Below are 19352 nucleotides of genomic sequence, written 5' to 3' on the forward strand. Positions count from 1 at the left end.
GCCAAGGCCCGGCGTCACCTCAACCGGTGGGGGACGGGCTCGGCGGCGGGCTGATCGGCCTGGTGGGCGACGGCGGCGCGGGCGCCGGCGTAACGGGGCCCGCCGGGGCGGACGGCAGGTTGGCGAAATGGTCGGTCCGCGTCTTGACCGGCACCGACACGCGAATGGCGTCGGCGTCCTTGAAGATGAACGTCATGGGCACCGTGTTGGCGCGCACGCCGCTGACCGTGCCGATGGGCTGGTTGCCGGTGCCGACCGGCTGGTTCGGCGGCAGCGTGACCGGGCCGGCGAGCTGCACCGAGCCGCCGCCGTCGACGGTGATCCGCTCCAGCTGGACGGGCCGGGCGGAGTCGTTGACCAGCACCGCGAAGAGCGCCTCGGGAGTGCCGGCGGCGGGCGGGTCCGCGTTGCCGCGCAGGAGGAAGGCGTTGCGCAGGCTCACGCCCGCCACGTCGGCGTTGGCCCCGTCGTTCTGCGGGACCCGGTTGGCCTTGTCGAAGCCGTAGTTCGTGCAGCCGGTGGCGGCCAGGGCCACGACGATCGCGGCGGTGACGATGGGACGCATCGCGGTCCTCCTCTCGGACAGTAGTCCTCCCGCTACCCCCGAACCGCGCCCGCAACCAGGCAGGATCGCAACCTCCGGCAGGTGCGGGAAAGCCGGGATCCCCGCCATTTCCGGCTGGTGACCATCGATGATGCATCATGTACCGTCACCGTTAACGCGTGACCTACCCCAGGAGCGGTAGATGGTTGAGCAGCAAGGACTCGACGCGACAGGTCAGCAGAAGAGACGGCAACTGGTCCGGGCGGTGATCGCCTCCGCCGTAGGGACCTCGATCGAGTGGTACGACTTCTTCCTCTACGGCTTCGCCGCCAGCACCATCTTCGCGGAGCTGTTCTTCCCGACCAACGACCCGACGACCGGACTCCTGCTCGCCCTCGGCACCTATTTCGGCGGCTTCGCCGCCCGCCCCATCGGCGCGGCGATCTTCGGCCACTACGGCGACCGCATCGGACGCAAGGCCACCCTGATCATCACCCTCCTGACCATGGGCATCGCGACCGCTCTCGTGGGCCTGGTGCCCACCTACGAGCAGATCGGGATCTGGGGCGGCATCCTGCTCACCCTCCTGCGCCTGCTGCAGGGCATCAGCGTCGGCGGCGAATGGGGCGGCTCCGTCCTGCTGGCCACCGAGTGGGGCAAGACGCGCGGCGGCAAGCGCGGCTTCCTCGGCAGCTGGCCGCAGTTCGGCGTCCCCGTCGGGCTCGTGCTCGGCTACCTGGCGCTGCAGATCTTCCAGCCGCTCGACCCCTACTGGGGCTGGCGCATCCCGTTCCTGCTCAGCATCGTGATGGCGGCCGTGGGCCTGTACATCAGGCTCGGCATCCTGGAGACGCCGGTCTTCGCCAAGGTCGTCAGGGAGAACAGGGTCGAGCGCGTGCCCGTGCGCCAGGTGCTGGCCATGAACTGGCGGGAGATCGTGCTGAGCGCGCTGCTGCGCACCGGCCAGCAGGCGCCGTTCTACATCTTCACCGTCTTCATCCTCACCTACGCCACGAAGACGCTGGGCTTCCAGGCGAGCGACGTCTACACGTACGTCATCGCCGCCGGCGTCGTCTCGCTGTTCACCGTGCCGTTCTGGGGCTACATGTCCGACCTCGTGGGCCGCCGGCGGCTGTACATGATCGGCGCCGCGCTCATGGTGGTCTGGTCGTTCATCTACTGGCCGCTGCTCGACACCCGCGTCCCCGCGCTGGTCTTCCTGGCCATCGTGCTGGCCGCGCCCATCCACGACATCCAGTACGGCCCGCAGGCCACGTTCATCGCCGAGAGCTTCACCGGGCGGCTGCGCTACAGCGGCGCCTCGCTCGGCTACCAGCTCGCCTCGCTGACGGCCGGCGGCCCCGCGCCGCTGATCGCGGTCTGGTTGTACGCCACCTACCAGAGCTCGTTGTCCATCGCCATCTACATGGCGATCTGCGCCGCGATCAGCGTCGTGGCCGCGTACGCGCTGAAGGACCGCTCGCAGCAGGACTACGCCGTCGAGTACGACGAGCCGCAGCCCACGAGCAGCGGTTAGGCCAGCCGCCCGATGGCCGCCATGGTGGCGTCGAGATGGCGCAGCACGATCTCCACGGCGGCCTCGGCGCGCCGCTGCCTGAAGGCCGCCAGCAGCTCGCGATGATCGCGGTCGGCCTGCTCCCTGCGCGCCCGTTCCTGACCGCGCAGGGAGAGGCCGACGTAGACGGCGGCGCCGTCGCGCAGGCCCTTGAGGATCGCGCACAGCCGGGGCGAGCGCGCCGCGTCGCCGAAGACGGCGTGAAACTGGCGGTTGAGCTCCACCCACTGCCCCGGGTCGCGCTCCTCCTCCATGAGCTCCAGCAGCGCGGCCGCCCGGTCGAGCTCGTCGTCGGTGATGCGCTCGACGGCCTTGCGGATCGAGACCGGCTCCAGCATGCGGCGCAGCTCGTAGATCTCCCTGACCTCGGCCATGTCGAGCTCGCGGATCATCGCCCCCTTGTGGGCGTCGATCCTGATCAGGCCCTCGCCGGCCAGGTCGCGCAGGGCCTCGCGCACGGGCGTGATGCTGACCTTGAGCTGGGCGGCGACGTCGGCCTGCACGAGCCGGTAGCCGAGCGGCAGGTCGCCGCCGAGGATCGCCCGCCGGAGCGTTTCGTAGACGAAGGCGTGCGCGGTGCGCGCGGGCGGGCCGGGCTTCAGCACGACGGTCGTCACGCAAGCCACTATAAGGCGCACCTCGCCGGCGCCACCCGGCAGCTCACGGGGCCTCCGCCACCACCGGGTTGCTCAGCTCGCCCAGCCCCTCCACCGCGATGGTCATCGTGTCACCGGCCTGGACCGGGCGCACTCCGGGCGGGGTCCCGGTCATGATCACGTCGCCGGGCTCCAGGGTGGAGAACGCCGACACGTACGCGATCAGCGTGGGGATGTCGAAGATGAAGTCCCGCGTACGCCCGTCCTGGCGCACCTCACCGCTCACCGTGCAGGTGACGCGGACGTCCGACGGGTCGAAGTCGGTGTCCACCCACGGCCCCAGCGGGCAGAAGGTGTCGAAGCCCTTGCCGCGCGTCCACTGGGGGTCGCTCTTCTGGATGTCGCGGGCCGTGACGTCGTTGCCGATCGTGTAGCCGAACACCAGCGACATCGCGTCCTCGGCGGCGACCCGCCGTCCCGCGCGGCCGATCACGACGACCAGCTCCGCCTCCGGGTCGAGCCGCCCGGACAGCGACGGGTAGACGACCTCGTCCCCGGGGCCGACGATCGAGGACGGCGGCTTCAGGAAGATCAGCGGCTCCTTGGGCACCGGGTTGCCGAACTCGGCCGCGTGGTCGGCGTAGTTCCGGCCGACGCAGACGATCTTGCTCGGAGTGACGGGGGCGCGCAGGCGTAGGTCCTCGACGTTGCCCACGACCGCGCCGGGGACCAGCTCCGTGAAGGGGTCACCCTGGGCGGCGCGTACCGTTCCGTCGGGGTCGAGCACCCCCCACCGCACCGTGCCCGCGTCGTCGTACCTGATGATGCGCATCTCGCTCCTCAGCAACCGTTGTACTTGTTCGTCCAGAGGCGGCCCTCGGCCGCGTCCGCCTTCTCCTCGAGGATTTTCAGCCTGAGCATGACATCGAGCGTGCGCTGGACGACCGCCGGGTCGAAACACCCCTTGTCGGACAGCGCGGAGGACATCGCCCGCACCGTGCGCAGCACCGTCGCCCGGTCGCTGCTGCCCAGGTCGTCCATGATCTGGCCGGCCACCGCCTCCGGCTGCTGCTTGACCTTCGTGGTGGCCCGCGCCAGCACGCGGCTGAAGGCGGTGGCGGTCGCGGCGTTCTCCTCGGCCCACTGCCGCGAGGTGGCCCACGCGGTGTAGTCGAACTTGTCCAGCTCCGGCACCTCGCCCTTGGGCCCGTCGATGAGGACCACGCCGAAGCCCTTCTCGGCGGCCACGTACGGCGTCGGCGGCGACAGGTGGTAGGCGTCGATCTGGCCCTTCTCCAGGGCGGCCAGCAGCGCCGACCCGCCGCCGAGCGGCACGAGCTCCACGTCGCGCTCCGGGTCGAGGCCGACCGAGCCCAGGTAGTAGCGCATGTACGTGTCGGTGGGGGAGCCCGGCGAGGTGATGCCGATCTTGAGCCCCTTGAGCGCGCCCAGCCGGTCGCGCAGCGGCGAGGCCGCGGTGACGTTCTTGCGCTCGGCGACCTCCTTGCGCATGACGAGCGTGAGCGTGACCCGATCGAGGATGTCGTGCGCCATGACCACCGAGTCGTCGCCCGCCTTGCTCAGCTCGGCCAGGTCCTCGAACCCGACGTCGGCGTACTGGGCCTGGCCCGAGGCGAGCGCGGCGATGCTGTCGTTGCCGCTCTCCACCTCCACGATCTCGACCGTGAGCCCTTCCTTGGCGAACAGGCCGTCGTCCTGGGCGACGTACAGGGCGGAGAGGAACACGTTCGGCGCCGACGCGATCGTGATCCGCTTCGCCTCCTGGGCCGGCTCGCCGCCACCGCCGCATCCGGCGGTCACCAGGACGAGCACCGCGATCGCCGCCAACCTCATCCGAACCGACCTCCTCGACTCGCAGGGCCCTCTACACGACGTCGTCGCCGCGCAGCCTGACCTCGGGCCGCCAGCGCAGCACGCGGGACAGGGGACGCAGGGACATGGACAGGAGCAGGACGATCGCGGCCAGCACGATCGTCCCCGCGATGACCCCCGCGGTCTGGTAGCGCCCGGCCGCCGCCCTGGTCAGGTAGCCGATGCCGCGGTTGGAGGCGATGAACTCCCCGACCACCGCGCCGATCATGGCCGCCGGCAGGGTGACGCGCAGGGCCGCCAGCACGTACGGCAGGGCGCCCGGCAGCAGCACCGACCGCATCGTGGCCCACCGGGTGCCGCCCATCACCCGGGTGACGTCGAGCAACCCCTGCGGCACCTGCCGGATGCCCTCGACGGTGTTGATGAAGACCACGAAGAACACGAAGTACGCGGCCAGCACGATCTTGGGCGCCAGCCCGATGCCGAACCAGAGGATGAAGACCGGCCCGAGCGCCACCGCCGGGATCGAGTACGCGATCAGGAAGTAGGGCTCCACGACCCGGTAGGCCACCCGGCGCAGCGCCAGCGGCCAGGCCAGCAGCACGGCCAGCGCCGCCCCGGAGAGGAAGCCCAGCGCGGTCGAGGTGAGCGTGAACCGCGCGTGGAACCAGAAGTCGGCCGAACCGAACCAGTCGAGCAGCCGCGCGGCCACGGCCTGCGGACTGCTGATGAAGAACGGCCGGACCAGGGTGCCGGAGACGAGGTCCCACACCACCACGGCCCCGGCCGCCACCCCGATCCGCCCCGCCCACACGAGCGCCCGCCGCGCCCGGCGCCGCCGCGCGTGCCGCCGCCGCACCCCGTCGAGCACCTGCTCGCTCGTCGCTCCTTCGGCCGTCCGCCCGCTCATCCGTGCGGCCTGTCCGCGCACCACGGCAGCGCCCGCGCCTCCACCGCCCGGATGGCCGCGTTGACCAGCATGACCAGGGCGGCCACGACCACGATCCCGGCGAAGACGGTCGCGGTCTCGAACTGGCGCGACGAGCGCACGATCAGGAAGCCCAGCCCCTGGGTCGCCGCGATGAACTCGCCGAGGATCGCGCCGACCATGGCGCGCGAGAAGGTCAGCCGGATGCTCGCCACCACGGCGGGCGCGGCGCCGGGCAGGACGACCGTACGCACGAGCGTCGCGCCCCGGGCCCCCATCACCCGCGACACCTCGACCAGGCCGGGACTGATGCCCCGCACCCCCGCCATGGTGTTGGCCAGCACGATCAGGAACACCATCAGCGCGGCCAGCAGGATCTTCGGCAGCAGGCCGAGCCCGAACCACATGATGAACATCGGCGCGAGCGCGATCTTCGGGATGGAGTAGAACGCGGCCAGGAACGGCCCAGCTATCTCGTCCAGCACCGGCACGGCCACCAGGACCAGCGCCGCCGCCAGCCCCACCGCGATGCCGATCAGGTAGCCGGCGCCCGCCTCGCCCAGCGTCACCCCGATGTGCCCCCACAACTGCCCGTCGACGACGAGCTCCACCAGGCGGGCCGCGACCTCCGAGGGGCTGCTGACGTACCGGCGCTCGACGACCAGTGGCACGCCGAACTCCCAGATCAGCAGCAGCGCCGCGCCCAGCAGCACGATCCCGGACCGCACGAGCAGCCGTTCCCGGGCCGCGGCGGCGCGGGAGCGGGCGGCGGCCCGGCCGAGCACCCCCGCGGTGGCGGGCACCGTGGCCACGCGGGCGTCGGGGAGCGTCATGTCGCCGCGATCTCCATGCGGATGTCGTCCCACAACGCGTCGTACAGTTCCCTGAACTGCGGGAGACCGTGGATGTGGAACACGTCGCGCGGCCGGGGGAGGCCCACCTCGTACTCGCGCTTGATGCGGCCGGGGCGGCAGGTGAACGTGATGATCCGGTCACTGAGCGCGATGGCCTCGACGAGGTCGTGCGTGACGAACAGGACGGTCGGCCGCCGCAGCTCCCACAGCTTGAGCAGCTCGTCCTGGAGGATCACCCGGGTCTGCGCGTCGAGCGGGCCGAACGGCTCGTCCATGAGGACGACGTCGCTGTCGTACGCGAGCGTGCGCACGATCCCGGCCCGCTTGCGCATGCCGCCGGACAGCTCGTGCGGGTAGTGGTTCTCGAAGCCGGTCAGCCCGACCAGCTCGATGAACTCGCGGGCCCGGCGGCGCCGCTCCTCCTTGGGCACGCGGCGCAGCTCCAGGCCGTACTCGACGTTGCGTGACATCGAGCGCCACGGGAGCAGGTTGTCGTCCTGGGTGATGTAGCCGACCTCGGTGTTCACCCCGGTGACGGGCCGGCCGTGGTGCACGACCTGCCCCGCGGACGGCTGGATGAGCCCGGCCAGCAGGTTGAGCACCGTGGACTTGCCGCAGCCCGACGGGCCGACCAGGCTGATGAACTCGCCGGGGCGCGCCGCGAAGCTCACGTCCTCCAGGGCGAGCAGCGGCTGCGCGGAACGGCCTCGCGGAACGAACGCCTTGTAGACCGCCTCCAGGCGGATGGCCTCTTCGAGTGGTGCCATTCGATCAGCTCCATACCGGATACCGAAGATGGTAGACGGTCTACCGCTTAGATCAAGAGGTCAGTTCACCTCTTGAGCAGGTCGCGCAGCGCCTTGACCACCTCGGCCGGGGCCTCCTCGGCCATGAAGTGGCCGCAGGTGACCGTACGGTGGTCCAGGTTCCCGGCCCAGGCCCGCCACCGGCCGGCGGCGTCGAACCCGAGCGCCGCGCCCCAGTCCTGCTGCAGCACCGTGACGGGCATCCGCAACTTGGCGCCGGCCGCCCGGTCGGCCTCGTCGTGCTCGACGTCGACCGTGGCGGTGGCCCGGTAGTCGGCCACGATCGAGGGGACGGCCTCGCGGGACGCCTTCAGGTACGCCGCGCGCACGTCCGGGGGGATGGCGTTCGGGTCGGAGGTCCAGAGGTCGAGGAAGTGGCCGAAGAACGCGTCCGCCGACGCGCCGATCATGGCCTCGGGCAGGCCCGGCGGCTGCGCCATCAGGTACAGGTGGAAGCCGACGGCGGCCGACCGGCCGTGCATGACCTCCCAGGAGTCGAGGGTCGGCAGGACGTCCAGCGCGGCCAGGTGGGTGACGACGTCCGGGTGGTCGAGCCCCGCGCGGACGGCGACCAGCGCGCCCCGGTCGTGCCCGGCCAGCGAGAACCGGTCGTGCCCCAGGGCGCGGGCCAGGGCGACGACGTCCCGGGCCATCGTGCGCTTGGAGTAGGCGTGCCCGTCGTCGGCGGGCTTGTCGCTGTCGCCGTACCCGCGCAGGTCGGGGCAGATCACGGTGTGGTCGGCGGCCAGGTCGGCGGCGACGTGCCGCCACATCAGGTGGGTCTGGGGGAAGCCGTGCAGCAGCACGACGGGGCTGCCGGTGCCGCCGACGGCGACGTTGAGCGCCACGCCGTCGGTGATGGTGACGCGGCGGCGGCTGAATCCGCTGATCCGAGGTGTCGTGTCCTTGTCCATGCGGCCAGCCTGCCGCCCGCCGATCAGCACCCGATCAGCGCCGGGTCAGCTCTGCTCACCTGGGCGGATAGGTTGGACGGCGATGGTGACATTTGGTGTGCTGGGCCCCCTGACGGCCGAGAACGAGCGCGGCCCGGTCCACCTCAAGGGGCCTCGGCACCGGGCCGTCCTGGCGCGGCTCCTGGTGGCCAAGGGGCGGGTCGTGCCGGTGTCGTGGCTGATCGGCGACCTCTGGGAGGATCCGCCTGAGGGGGCGCTGGGGGCCGTACAGACGTTCGTCGGGGCGCTCAGGAAGGCGCTCGAGCCGTCGCGCCCGCCCCGCACACCCTCCCGGCTCCTGGTCACCTCGCCCCCGGGTTACGCGCTGCGCGCCGAGGCGGTGGACGCCGCGCGGTTCGAGTCCGCCGTCGCCGACTCGGCGCGCCTGCTGGCCGGCGGTGCCGCCGACGAGGCCCGCGCGGTGCTCGACGAGGCGCTGGGGTGGTGGCGGGGGCCGGCGTACGCGGAGTTCGCCGAGCAGGACTGGGCCAGGGGGGAGGCCGCCCGGCTGGACGAGCTGCGGCTGCTGGCCGTGGAACGCCGCGCCGAGGCGGCCTTGGCCTCGGGGCTGGCCGCCGAGTCCGTACCGGACCTGGAGGCGCACGTCTCCGGGCATCCGTTGCGGGAGGACGGGTGGCGGCTGCTGGCCCTGGCGCTGTACCGGACGGGGCGTCAGGGGGATGCGCTGGCGACGTTGCGGCGGGCCAGGCAGACGCTGCAGGCCGAGCTCGGGGTGGATCCGGGGGAGGGGTTGCGGCGGCTCGAGTCCGACATCCTCACCCACGCGCCCCACCTGTTCGAGCGTCCTGGTGAGGGGACCGAGGAGCCGGGCACGGGGCGCGGCGGCGATTCCGGGCCGGGCGTGCGCGGTGGCGAGTCCGGCGGGCCGGACGCGGATGAGGGTGGGCTGGGGTGGGCCGGGCATCCGTTCGTCGGGCGGGTCGCGGAGCTGGCCGAGCTGGAGGGCGTCGCGGCGGAGGTCACGGCGGCGGGGCGGGCGCGGCTCGCGCTGCTGTCCGGCGCGGCGGGCGCGGGCAAGACCGCGCTGGCCGGGGCGCTGGCGCGGCGCCTGGAGGCCAAGGGCTGGAGCACGGCCTGGGGCGCCAGCCCCGAGCTCGGCGGCGCGCCGCCGGCCTGGCCCTGGACCCAGATGCGTGAACACCTCACCCCCTCCGCCGGCGCCACCCCACCCGCACCGGCGGACGGGCCCGCGCGCACCGACGCGACAGCCGGCCCGGGGGACGATCGCCTGGCCGCCCGCTTCAGGAGGCATCGCGCGATCGCCTCCTACCTGGCCGCCACCGCGGCCGGGCAGGGCCCGATCCTCCTCGTCCTCGACGACCTGCACTGGGCGGACGAGGAGACCTTGGCCCTGCTCACCACGCTGGCCACCGGCCTCGGCGCCGCACCCGTGCTCATCGTCGCGACCTACCGCTCGACCGAGATCTCCGCCGGGCTGGGGGAAGCGCTGGGCCGGGCCGCACGGGCCGAACCGGCGCGGATCTACCTGGGCGGCCTGACCGAAGCGCAGGTGGGCGAGCTGGTCCGGGCCATCACCGGCCGCGGGATGCCCGACGCCGGCGCGCGCACGATCCACGCGCGCAGCGCGGGCAACCCGTTCTTCGTCCGGGAGCTCACCCGCGTGTGGGAGAGCGAGGGCGACGCGGCGCTGCACACCGTCCCGGCCGGGGTTCGCGACGTCATCCGGCACCGCCTGGCCGCGCTCACCGACGCGGCCCGTACGCACCTCCGCCAGGCCGCGGTCCTCGGGCAGGAGGTCGATCTCGACGTGCTGATCTCCCTGTCCGGGGATTCGAACGGGGGCGAGGAGCGGGTGCTGGAGTCCGTCGAGTCCGCGCTGATCGCCGGCTTCCTGGTGGAGCAGGATGCCGACCGGCTGCGGTTCGCCCACGCGCTGGTGCACGAGACGCTGTACGACGACATCCCGCGTGCCCGCCGCGCCCGCTGGCACGCACGCGTCGCCGGGATCCTCGAACGCGCCCGGCCCGGCGACGTGGAGACCATCGCCCACCACTGCCTGCGCGCGGAGGGACGGGCGGGCGCCGCCCGCACCGCCCACTACACGCGTGCCGCGGCCGAGCGGGCGGAGCGGAGGTTCGCCCCGCACGAGGCGGCCCGGCTGTGGCGCGAGACGCTCACCGCCCTGGACCGCGCGGACGACGGCCCCTTCGCGGGTGGCGGCGTGGACGGCGGCTCGGGGTGGGCCGGGGGTGGGCTGGAGCGGCTGGAGGCGGTCATGGGGCTGGTCAGGGCGCTGGCGGTGACCGGGGAGCTGGACGAGTCGCGGCGGTACCGCGCGGAGGCGGTCGGGGCGGCCGAGGCGCTCGGTGATCCGGTGCTGACCGCCGCCGTGATCGGCTCCTTCGACGTGCCCGCCATCTGGACCTCCAACGACGACCCGGCCCTGTCGGCCGGCCTCGTCGCCGCCGCCGAGCGTACGCTGGCCGCCCTGCCCCCCGGCCACGAGAGCGAGCGCGCCCGCCTGCTCATCACCATCGCGATGGAGCGGCGCGCCGACGCCGGACGGCGGGGTGACCAGGCCGCGTGCGAGGCCGAGGCGATCGCCCGCCGCCTGGGCGACCGCACCCTGCTGGCGTACGCGCTCAACGGCCGCTACATGCAGACCTTCCACCGCGCCGGGCTGGCGCCGGAGCGGGCCGCGATCGGCGAGGAACTGCTCGGCCTGGCCGCCCACGACAGCCTGGTGACGTTCGAGGTGCTCGGGCACCTGATCCTGCTCCAGGCCCGGGCCGCGCTCGCCGACCTGGAGGCCGCCGACCGGCACGCCGCCGCGGCCGACCGGCTCGCCGCACGGTACGACCTCCCGCTGGTGGGGGTGTTCACCACCTGGTACGCCGCGCTCCGGCTGGCCGTGACGGGCGGCCCGGAGGGCGCGGCGCGCGCCGCGTACCGTGCGGCCGCCGCCCGGCTCAGCGGCACCGGCATGGCGGGGGTGGAGGAGGGCATGCTGCCGCTCGCCCTGCTCTGTCTCGACGGGGGAGACGCGGGGGCCGTGCCGGCGGAGGCGGACTGGGGGCCGTACGAGAGGTGGGCCCGTCCCCTGGTCCTGCTCGCCCGGGGCCGTCGCGAGGAGGCGCTGGCCGCCGCCCGCACCGTCCCCGACTCCCCGCGTGACCTGCTCTTCGAGGCCAGGACCTGCCTGCACGCGCTCGCCGCGATCGAGGCGGCCGACCGGCCGACGATGGAGCGCCTCTACGACCGGCTGCTGCCCGCCGAGGGGGAGCTCGCCGGCGCCGGTAGCGGGCTGGTCAGCCTCGGCCCGGTGGCGCTGTATCTCGGCCGGCTCGCCGCCGCGCTCGGATGGCGCAGCCGCGCTGCCGGACATTTCCGAAATGCGGAGGCCATGAGAGCCGGTGTCCGGTGACCGGTAACCTGCTTGTCAACGCGGGACGTCAAGACGGCCCCACGCGGGCCGCCGGCAGCGGTGTCTGTCATCGCGAGTCCCACTCCGAGTTTTCCGAAACTTTCGGGCAACTTGTCGCCCATTCCACCCCGGCAAGCTCCGGACCTGGAGCGGCTCGGCCGGCGGTGGGACCTGCAACATAGCAGTTGGCAGCACTCTTGACACGCCACAGCGGTCCCCTTATGTTGCCGCAATATTAAAGAGAACTGCTTGAAAGTTTCGGCGTCACCCCCGCGTTACACCCCCCCGCTCTCGCCGCGGGCCGGCGCCGTCATAGCCCGAAGGGATGGCATGAGGGGCCAGGTACCAATCGACACAAGCTCGGCGTCCGGCGAGAGCGAGCAATGGCGGGACACGCGGCTGCCGCCCGCCGAGCGGGCCGACGCGCTCATCCCGCTCATGACCCTTGAGGAGAAGGTCGCCCAGCTCGTGGGGGTGTGGGTCGGCGCCGACGCATCGGGGGGAGGCGTCGCCCCACACCAGACCGACATGGGTGACGGGCCCGAGTGGGAGGACGCCGTCCGGCAGGGGCTGGGCCAGCTCACGCGGCCCTTCGGGACGGCTCCGGTCGATCCCGTCGCCGGCGCCCGCTCACTGGCGGCCTCCCAGGCCGAGATCGTCCGGGCCAGCCGGTTCGGGATCCCGGCCCAGGTGCACGAGGAGTGCCTGACGGGCTTCGCCGCCTGGCGGGCGACCGTGTACCCGGCGCCGCTGAGCTGGGGCGCCTCCTTCGACCCCGGGCTGATCGAGGAGGTGGCCGGCCGGATCGGCCGATCCATGCGCGCCGCGGGCATCCACCAGGGCCTGGCCCCGGTGGTGGACGTGACCAGGGACTACCGCTGGGGGCGTACCGAGGAGACGATCGGCGAGGACCCGTACCTCGTCGGCACGCTCGGCGCCGCCTACGTGCGCGGTCTGGAGGCCGCCGGGATCGTCGCCACCCTCAAGCACTTCGCCGGCTACTCCGCCTCCCGCGGCGGCCGCAACCTCGCCCCCGTCCCGATGGGGCCCAGGGAGCTGGCGGACGTCGTGCTGCCGCCGTTCGAGATGGCCCTGCGCCTGGGCGGCGCCCGGTCGGTCATGCACTCGTACGCCGAGATCGACGGCGTCCCCGTGGCGGCCGACGAGAGCCTGCTCACCGGGCTGCTGCGCGACGAGTGGGGCTTCGAGGGCACCCTCGTCGCCGACTACTTCGCGGTCCGGTTCCTGGAGCGGCTGCACCGCGTCGCCGCGGACGCCGGGGAAGCGGCCGGGCTCGCGCTCAAGGCCGGGATCGACGTCGAGCTGCCCACGGTGGACACGTTCGGCGCCCCGCTCATCGAGGCGCTCAAGGCCGGGACGGTGGACGAGGCGCTGGTCGACCGGGCCCTGCGCCGCGTGCTGACGCAGAAGGCCGAGCAGGGCCTGCTCGACGAGGGCTGGCAGCCGCTGCCCGGGCCGGCCGAGGAGGTGCGGCTCGACGACGAGGAGAGCCGGGAGCTCGCCCTGCGGCTGGCCCGCGAGGCCATCGTGCTGCTGCGCAACGACGACGCCGTCCTGCCGCTGAACCCCGCGGGGAAGGTGGCGCTCATCGGTCCCGTCGCCGACGACCCGATGGCGATGCTCGGTTGCTACGCCTTCCCCAACCACGTCGGCCCGCACCCCGAGCAGGGCCTCGGGCTGGACCTGCCGACGCTGCGCGAGTCGCTCGGCCGGCTGGTCCCCGACCTCGCCTACGCCCCGGGCTGCGCCGTCACCGGCGACGACACCTCCGGCTTCGCCGAGGCGGTCGCGCTCGCCGGGCGGAGCGACGTGTGCGTGCTCGCCGTCGGCGACCGGGCCGGGCTGTTCGGGCGCGGCACCTCCGGCGAGGGCTGCGACGCCACCGACCTGCGCCTGCCGGGCGTGCAGGCCGAGCTGGTCCGGGCGGTGCTCGCGACCGGCACCCCGGTGGTGCTGGTGCTGCTGGCCGGCCGCCCGTACGCGCTGGGGTCCGAGGTCGACGCGGCCAAGGCCGTCCTGTTCGGCTTCTTCCCCGGCCAGCGCGGCGGCCAGGCGCTGGCGGAGGTGCTGACCGGCGCGGTGAACCCGTCGGGCCGGCTGCCCGTCAGCGTGCCGCGCGACGCGGGCGGCCTGCCGGCGACGTACCTGGCGCCGCCGCTCGGCCGCCGCTCCGACGTGTCGTCGGTGGACCCGACGCCCGCGTACCCGTTCGGGCACGGCCTGAGCTACACCACGTTCGAGTGGAGCCAGGCCCGGGTCCGGGGCGACGTCGCGGAGTGGGCGGTGGACGGCGAGGTGGCCGTCGAGGTCACGGTCCGCAACACCGGGTCGCGCTCCGGCGCGGAGGTCGTCCAGCTCTACCTGCACGACCCGGTCGCGCAGACGACCAGGCCGGAGGTCCGCCTGATCGGTTACGCCCGCGTGCCGCTGGAGGCGGGGGAGGCGGCCCGGGTGACCTTCACGGTCCCGGCCGACGTCACGTCGTTCACCGGGGTCCACGGGCGCCGCATCGTCGAGCCGGGCGAGGTGGAGCTGCGGCTCGGCCGCTCCTGCGCGGCGGCCGCGGCGACGCTGCCGCTGCGCCTGACCGGTCCGGAGCGCGAGGTCGGCCACCGGCGGCACCTCCAGGCGCCGGCGCACATCGACCGCAACCCACCGGAGGGCCGAGGATGAGCACACCCGAGACGCTGGAGGTCAGCAGGCCGGCGGAGCAGGAGGCGCCACCCGCGCCCGGGCGCCGCCGGCGGCAGAGCGCCGGCTCCTGGCGCAGCGCTCTGCGCCGCGACTGGCAGCTCTACACGCTGGCGATCCTGCCGCTGCTGTTCTTCCTGATCTTCCGGTACGCCCCCATGCTGGGCAACATCATCGCCTTCCGGAAGTTCGAGCCGGGCGGCAGCATCTTCGGCGAGGAGTGGGTGGGCCTGCGCTACGTGAAGATGTTCCTGAACGACCCGACGTTCTGGAACGTGTTCACCAACACCCTGGTCCTGGGCGCGCTGACCCTGATCTTCTGCTTCCCGCTGCCGATCGTGCTGGCCCTGCTGCTCAACGAGGTCCGGCGGCGCACGCTGAAGCGGTTCCTGCAGTCGGTGTCGTACCTGCCGCACTTCCTGTCGATGGTGATCGTGGCCGGTCTCGTCATGCAGATGACGTCGATCGACGGGCCGATCAACTCGTTACTGGCCTTCGTCGGCAGCGAGAAGATCTCGTTCATGCAGGACCCGGGCTGGTTCCGGACGATCTACGTCAGCTCGGAGATCTGGCAGACGGTCGGCTGGGGCACCATCCTCTACCTCGCCGCGCTGACCACCATCGACGACCAGCTCTACGAGGCCGCCCGGATGGACGGCGCGAGCCGGTGGCGGCAGATCTGGCACGTGACGCTGCCGGGCATCCGGCCGACGGCGGTCACGCTGCTGATCCTCAACATCGGCACGTTCATGGCGGTGGGCTTCGAGAAGGTCTTCCTGCTGTACAACCCGCTGACGTACCCGACCGCCGACGTGATCTCCACGTACCTGTACCGGATGGGCCTGGAGGCCAGCAACTTCAGCTACGCCGCGGCCATCGGCCTGTTCGAGGCGCTGGTCGGCCTGGTCCTGATCCTCTCGGCCAATGTGATCTCCCGCCGCACAGTTGGGACGAGCCTGTGGTGACAACGCACGAGATGACCCGCGGCTACCGCGTCTTCCAGTGGTTCAACGGGGTCGCCCTGACCCTCGTCGTGGTGGTGACGCTCTATCCGTTCGTCAACATCCTGGCCCGCTCGTTCAGCTCCCAGACCGCCATCAGCGCGGGCGAGGTGAACCTCCTTCCCAAGGGGTTCAACCTGACGACGTACAAGATCGTGGCGTCGGACCCGATGTTCTGGACGAACTACCGCAACACGGTCGTGTACACCGTCGTCGCGACGCTCATCGCGATGGTGATGACGACGTGTTACGCGTACGTGCTGTCCAAGAAGCAGCTCAAGGGCCGCAAGTTCCTCGTCGGCGTCGCGGTCTTCACCATGTTCTTCTCCGGCGGCCTGATCCCGAACTACGTGCTGATCAGCGGCCTGGGCCTGAAGAACTCGATCTGGGCCATCGTCCTGCCCAACGCCATCAGCGTGTTCAACCTCCTGGTCATGAAGGCCTTCTTCGAGAGCCTGCCGCAGGACCTGGAGGAGGCCGCCGCCATCGACGGCCTGAACACCTACGGCATCCTGTGGCGGATCGTGCTGCCGCTGTCGAAGGCGGTCATCGCCACGATGATCCTCTTCTACGCGGTCTCGTTCTGGAACTCCTGGTTCGCGGCGTTCCTGTACATGAACGAGTCGGACATGTTCCCGGTGACGGTCTATTTGCGCAACCTCATCGCCGGAGCCACCGGTGCCGACTCCTTCGGCGCGGCGGCCGCGGAAGTGACGCAGGTGGGGGCCAACATCCAGGCGGTGACGATCGTCCTCACCGTCCTGCCGATCCTGGTCATCTACCCGTTCGTCCAGCGGTACTTCGTCTCCGGCGTCATGCTCGGCGCGGTCAAGGGCTGACCTCCCGGCGCCTCACAAACCCCAGCAGAATCACGGGAAAGGATTCCCCCCATGCGCGAAATCTCGCGGCGTCAGGCGATCATCGGTCTCGGTGCCTTCGCCTCCCTCGCCCTGACCGCCTGCGGCAGCGAGAGCGAGACCCCGGCGAAGGCCACGGACGCGGCCAACAAGGCGGGCTCGATGGCGGGCTACGGCGTCGGCCAGCAGTTCAAGGCCACCGAGCCGCTGTCGTTCGACGTGCTCTACAACAACCACTCGTTCTACCCGAACAAGGCCGACTGGCTGTTCTGGCAGGAGCTGACCAAGCGGACCAACGTCACGATCAAGCCGATCGAGGTGCCGCTCAGCGACTACGAGAAGAAGCGCAGCCTGCTCATCGCGTCCGGCGACGCCCCGCTGATCATTCCGAAGACCTACCACCCGCAGGAGGAGGCGTTCGTCTCCTCCGGGGCCATCCTGCCGGTCAGCGACTACTTCCACCTGATGCCCAACTTCCAGGAGAAGGTCGCCAAGTGGCAGCTCCAGCCCGAGCTTAACTCGATCATGCAGACCGACGGCAAGATCTACCTGCTGCCCGGCCTGCACGAGGCCGCCTGGGCCGACTACTCCTTCGCGGTGCGCACCGACATCCTGGAGAAGCTCAAGCTGGAAGTCCCCAAGACGCTGGACGACTTCTACAACATGCTCAAGGCGATGAAGGCCGAGTACCCGGACCTCTACCCGATGACCGACCGGTGGGGCGTGCCCACGCCGGGCGGCAACCTGATCAAGCTCATCGCCCAGGCGTTCGGCAGCAAGGGCGGCTGGGAGTACCAGCACGCGATGTTCGACGCCGCCCAGGGCAAGTTCGTCTACACAGGCGCCATGCCGGGATACAAGCAGGCGATCGAGTACCTCAACAAGCTGGTGAAGGAGAAGCTGCTCGACCCCGAGAGCTTCACCCAGCAGGACGAGGCCGCCAAGCAGAAGTTCATCTCGGGCAAGTCCTTCGTGATCAGCACCAACGCGCAGGTCCTGATCAACGACTACCGGGCGGCGCTGACCGAGAACGACAAGGACGCCAAGATCGTCAAGATCCCGGTGCCGCTCGGCCCGGCGGGCGAGTTCAAGTTCGCCACCCGCCTGGAGAACGGCATCATGATCTCCAAGAAGGCCACGGAGAACAAGAACTTCGTCGCCATGATGCAGTTCATCGACTGGCTCTGGTACTCCGAGGCCGGCATGGAGTTCGCCAAGTGGGGCGTCGAGGGCACCACGTTCACCAAGGACTCCTCCGGCAAGTACAAGCTGGCCGATGACGTCGACTACGTCGGCCTCAACCCCGGCGCCCCCAAGCACCTGCAGAAGGACTTCGGCTTCGGCAACGGCGTGTTCGCCTACGGCGGCCCCACCAAACTGCTCCAGTCCACGTTCTCGGACGAGGAGATGGAGTTCCAGAACGTGATGAACACCAGGAAGCAGTGGCCGGTCGAGCCGGCCGCCCCGCTCAGCGAGGAGGAGCGCGAGCAGGCCTCCATGTGGGAGACGCCGCTGAAGGACCACGTCACCCAGAACACGCTCAAGTTCATCCTCGGCGAGCGCGACCTCGGCGAGTGGGACGCCTACGTCAAGGAGCTCGAGGCCAAGAGCTCGACCCAGTACGTCAACCTGATCAACACCGCCTACGAGCGGTTCAAGAAGGCACACGGCAGCTGATTTCCCGCAGGCCGGGCCGTCCCCTCCTGCCGGGGCGGCCCGGCCGTCTCTTTCAAGGATCGATCCATGCGCAACCTCGTACCCGGCGAGCCCTCCGGGCGGCTGTCCGACGCCTGGCGCTTCTGCGTCGGCACGGGACGCTTCGAGCTCGCGCTGCGGCGCGACTACCAGGACTCGCTGGCGCTGGTCCAGCGGGACATCGGCTTCCGGCACATCCGCGGCCACGGCCTGCTGAGCGACGGCGTGGGCGTCCACCGGCCCTACGAGTACGGGGGCGCCCGCCACGTCCGGCACTCTTTCACGTACGTGGACCAGGTGGTCGACGCCTACCTGGAGCTCGGCATCCAGCCCTTCGTGGAGCTGGGCTTCATGCCCTCGGGGCTGGCCTCCGGCGAGCAGACCGTGTTCTGGTGGCGCGGCAACGTCACCCCGCCGAGCTCGTGGCAGGAGTGGGCCGAGCTGGTCCGGGCCACCGTGACCCACCTCATCGACCGGTACGGCCTCGACCAGGTGCGCCGCTGGCCGATCGAGGTCTGGAACGAGCCCAACCTCAAGGAGTTCTGGCAGGGCGCCGACGAGGCCGCCTACCACCGCCTGTACGAGGTCACCGCCCGCACGATCAAGGACGTGGACGCGTCGCTGCAGGTCGGCGGCCCGTCCATCTCGCCCGGCTCCGACGAGTGGATGCCGCGCTTCGCCGACTTCGTCACCGCCCGCGACGTGCCGGTCGACTTCGTCAGCAGGCACGCCTACACCTCGGGCCCGGCCCAGCACGTGCCGTTCGGCGTGCACCAGACCATGAGGCCCGCCGCCGAGCTGCTGGAGCAGTTCGCCACCCCGCGCCGCCAGCTCCGCGGCGGCCCGCTGGCGGACCTGCCCGTGCACATCACGGAGTTCAACTCCTCCTACCGCCCCGACAACCCCGTCCACGACACGGCCTTCAACGCCGCCTACCTCGCGCCCGTCCTGGCCGCCGGGGGCGAGCTGGTGGACTCCTTCTCGTACTGGACCTTCAGCGACATGTTCGAGGAGGTCGGGATCCCGACCTCGATCTTCCACGGCGGCTTCGGCCTGCTCACCCACCGCCAGATCAAGAAGCCCACCTACCACCTGTACGCCTTCATGGCCCGCATGGGCGACCAGCTCCTGACCAGGGGCGAGGACCACCTGGTCACCCGGGACGACACCGGCCGGGTCACCGTGCTGGCCTGGGCGCCGGTGGACGTCACCGGCGGGCCCGCCGTCGCCGGTCACAGCGTGCGCCTGTCGATCCCGATGGCGGCGGACTCGGCCTTCATGCTGCGCTCGTCGGTGAGCGAGGAGATGGGCAACGCCTGGGCGGCCTGGTGCGAGATGGGACGTCCCCGGTCACCACACTCCAGACAGCTCGATATCCTCCGGGAAGCGGCGGAACCGGTCCGCCGCCACCGGAACCTGCCCGTCGCCGGCGGGCCGCTCGATCTCGACCTGTCGCTCGACCGCCACGAGGTGACGCTGGTCGAGCTGACGCCGGTGGCGGACGAGACCCCGCCGTGGTGGGACGACAGCCGGATACTCGGCCTGGGAGAGGGCGCGCGATGAGCGGCGGGCGGCTGCCCGGCCCGGAGGA

General features: G+C 71.6%; 15 protein-coding genes. 7 read left to right on the top strand and 8 right to left on the bottom strand.

The window, feature by feature from the left end; translation table 11 throughout:
• Positions 1-19 precede the first annotated feature (19 nt).
• Positions 20-565 carry a hypothetical protein gene (locus tag ACTWPW_RS25325; RefSeq protein WP_443170088.1) on the bottom strand — a complete coding sequence of 182 codons (546 nt, stop codon included), beginning with the start codon at positions 563-565 and terminating at the stop codon, positions 20-22.
• Between the two features lie 181 nt (positions 566-746).
• On the opposite strand from ACTWPW_RS25325, the gene ACTWPW_RS25330 reads away from it, so the two are divergent.
• Entirely contained in the window at positions 747-2081 is a 1335-nt protein-coding gene (locus tag ACTWPW_RS25330; protein WP_375111566.1) for an MFS transporter, read from the top strand.
• Here ACTWPW_RS25330 and ACTWPW_RS25335 read toward each other — a convergent pair.
• The 7 genes from ACTWPW_RS25335 to ACTWPW_RS25365 all read right to left on the bottom strand — a co-directional run bounded on the left by ACTWPW_RS25335 (position 2078) and on the right by ACTWPW_RS25365 (position 8051).
• A complete protein-coding gene (locus ACTWPW_RS25335) occupies positions 2078-2737 on the bottom strand; it encodes a GntR family transcriptional regulator (protein ID WP_375111565.1) in 660 nt (219 codons plus the stop codon). The genes ACTWPW_RS25330 and ACTWPW_RS25335 overlap by 4 nt on opposite strands.
• 43 nt (positions 2738-2780) lie before the next feature.
• Positions 2781-3548 carry a fumarylacetoacetate hydrolase family protein gene (locus ACTWPW_RS25340; protein ID WP_375111564.1) on the bottom strand — a complete coding sequence of 256 codons (768 nt, stop codon included), beginning with the start codon at positions 3546-3548 and terminating at the stop codon, positions 2781-2783.
• Positions 3549-3556: 8 nt separating this feature from the next.
• Positions 3557-4570 carry an ABC transporter substrate-binding protein gene (locus ACTWPW_RS25345; protein ID WP_443170089.1) on the bottom strand — a complete coding sequence of 338 codons (1014 nt, stop codon included), beginning with the start codon at positions 4568-4570 and terminating at the stop codon, positions 3557-3559.
• Between the two features lie 31 nt (positions 4571-4601).
• Entirely contained in the window at positions 4602-5459 is an 858-nt protein-coding gene (locus tag ACTWPW_RS25350) for an ABC transporter permease (protein ID WP_443170090.1), read from the bottom strand.
• Positions 5456-6310 (bottom strand): ABC transporter permease, encoded by an 855-nt coding sequence (locus tag ACTWPW_RS25355; protein WP_443170091.1) that lies wholly within the window; start codon positions 6308-6310, stop codon positions 5456-5458. The genes ACTWPW_RS25350 and ACTWPW_RS25355 overlap by 4 nt, the downstream gene beginning before the upstream one ends.
• Positions 6307-7098 carry an ABC transporter ATP-binding protein gene (locus ACTWPW_RS25360; RefSeq protein WP_443170092.1) on the bottom strand — a complete coding sequence of 264 codons (792 nt, stop codon included), beginning with the start codon at positions 7096-7098 and terminating at the stop codon, positions 6307-6309. Before ACTWPW_RS25360 ends, ACTWPW_RS25355 begins: the two co-directional genes overlap by 4 nt.
• 65 nt (positions 7099-7163) lie before the next feature.
• The gene (locus tag ACTWPW_RS25365) at positions 7164-8051 is read right to left on the bottom strand and encodes an alpha/beta fold hydrolase (RefSeq protein ID WP_443170093.1); all 888 of its coding nucleotides are present in this window, start codon (positions 8049-8051) and stop codon (positions 7164-7166) included.
• A gap of 82 nt (positions 8052-8133) precedes the next feature.
• On the opposite strand from ACTWPW_RS25365, the gene ACTWPW_RS25370 reads away from it, so the two are divergent.
• From ACTWPW_RS25370 to ACTWPW_RS25395, 6 genes are all read left to right on the top strand, one after another.
• Positions 8134-11496 (top strand): BTAD domain-containing putative transcriptional regulator, encoded by a 3363-nt coding sequence (locus ACTWPW_RS25370; RefSeq protein WP_443170094.1) that lies wholly within the window; start codon positions 8134-8136, stop codon positions 11494-11496.
• 330 nt (positions 11497-11826) lie between these two features.
• Positions 11827-14190 carry a beta-xylosidase/alpha-l-arabinosidase gene (locus ACTWPW_RS25375; RefSeq protein ID WP_443170095.1) on the top strand — a complete coding sequence of 788 codons (2364 nt, stop codon included), beginning with the start codon at positions 11827-11829 and terminating at the stop codon, positions 14188-14190.
• Positions 14187-15173, top strand: coding sequence for an ABC transporter permease (locus ACTWPW_RS25380; RefSeq protein ID WP_375111557.1), 987 nt, complete (start codon positions 14187-14189; stop codon positions 15171-15173). The genes ACTWPW_RS25375 and ACTWPW_RS25380 overlap by 4 nt, the downstream gene beginning before the upstream one ends.
• Entirely contained in the window at positions 15170-16048 is an 879-nt protein-coding gene (locus ACTWPW_RS25385) for a carbohydrate ABC transporter permease (RefSeq protein WP_364123694.1), read from the top strand. The genes ACTWPW_RS25380 and ACTWPW_RS25385 overlap by 4 nt, the downstream gene beginning before the upstream one ends.
• Before the next feature lie 51 nt (positions 16049-16099).
• A complete protein-coding gene (locus ACTWPW_RS25390) occupies positions 16100-17743 on the top strand; it encodes an ABC transporter substrate-binding protein (RefSeq protein ID WP_375111556.1) in 1644 nt (547 codons plus the stop codon).
• A gap of 66 nt (positions 17744-17809) precedes the next feature.
• The gene (locus tag ACTWPW_RS25395; RefSeq protein ID WP_443170096.1) at positions 17810-19324 is read left to right on the top strand and encodes a GH39 family glycosyl hydrolase; all 1515 of its coding nucleotides are present in this window, start codon (positions 17810-17812) and stop codon (positions 19322-19324) included.
• Positions 19325-19352: the final 28 nt, after the last annotated feature.

The sequence above is a fragment of the Nonomuraea sp. KM90 genome (assembly GCF_052246675.1).
Classification (GTDB): Bacteria; Actinomycetota; Actinomycetes; order Streptosporangiales; family Streptosporangiaceae; genus Nonomuraea.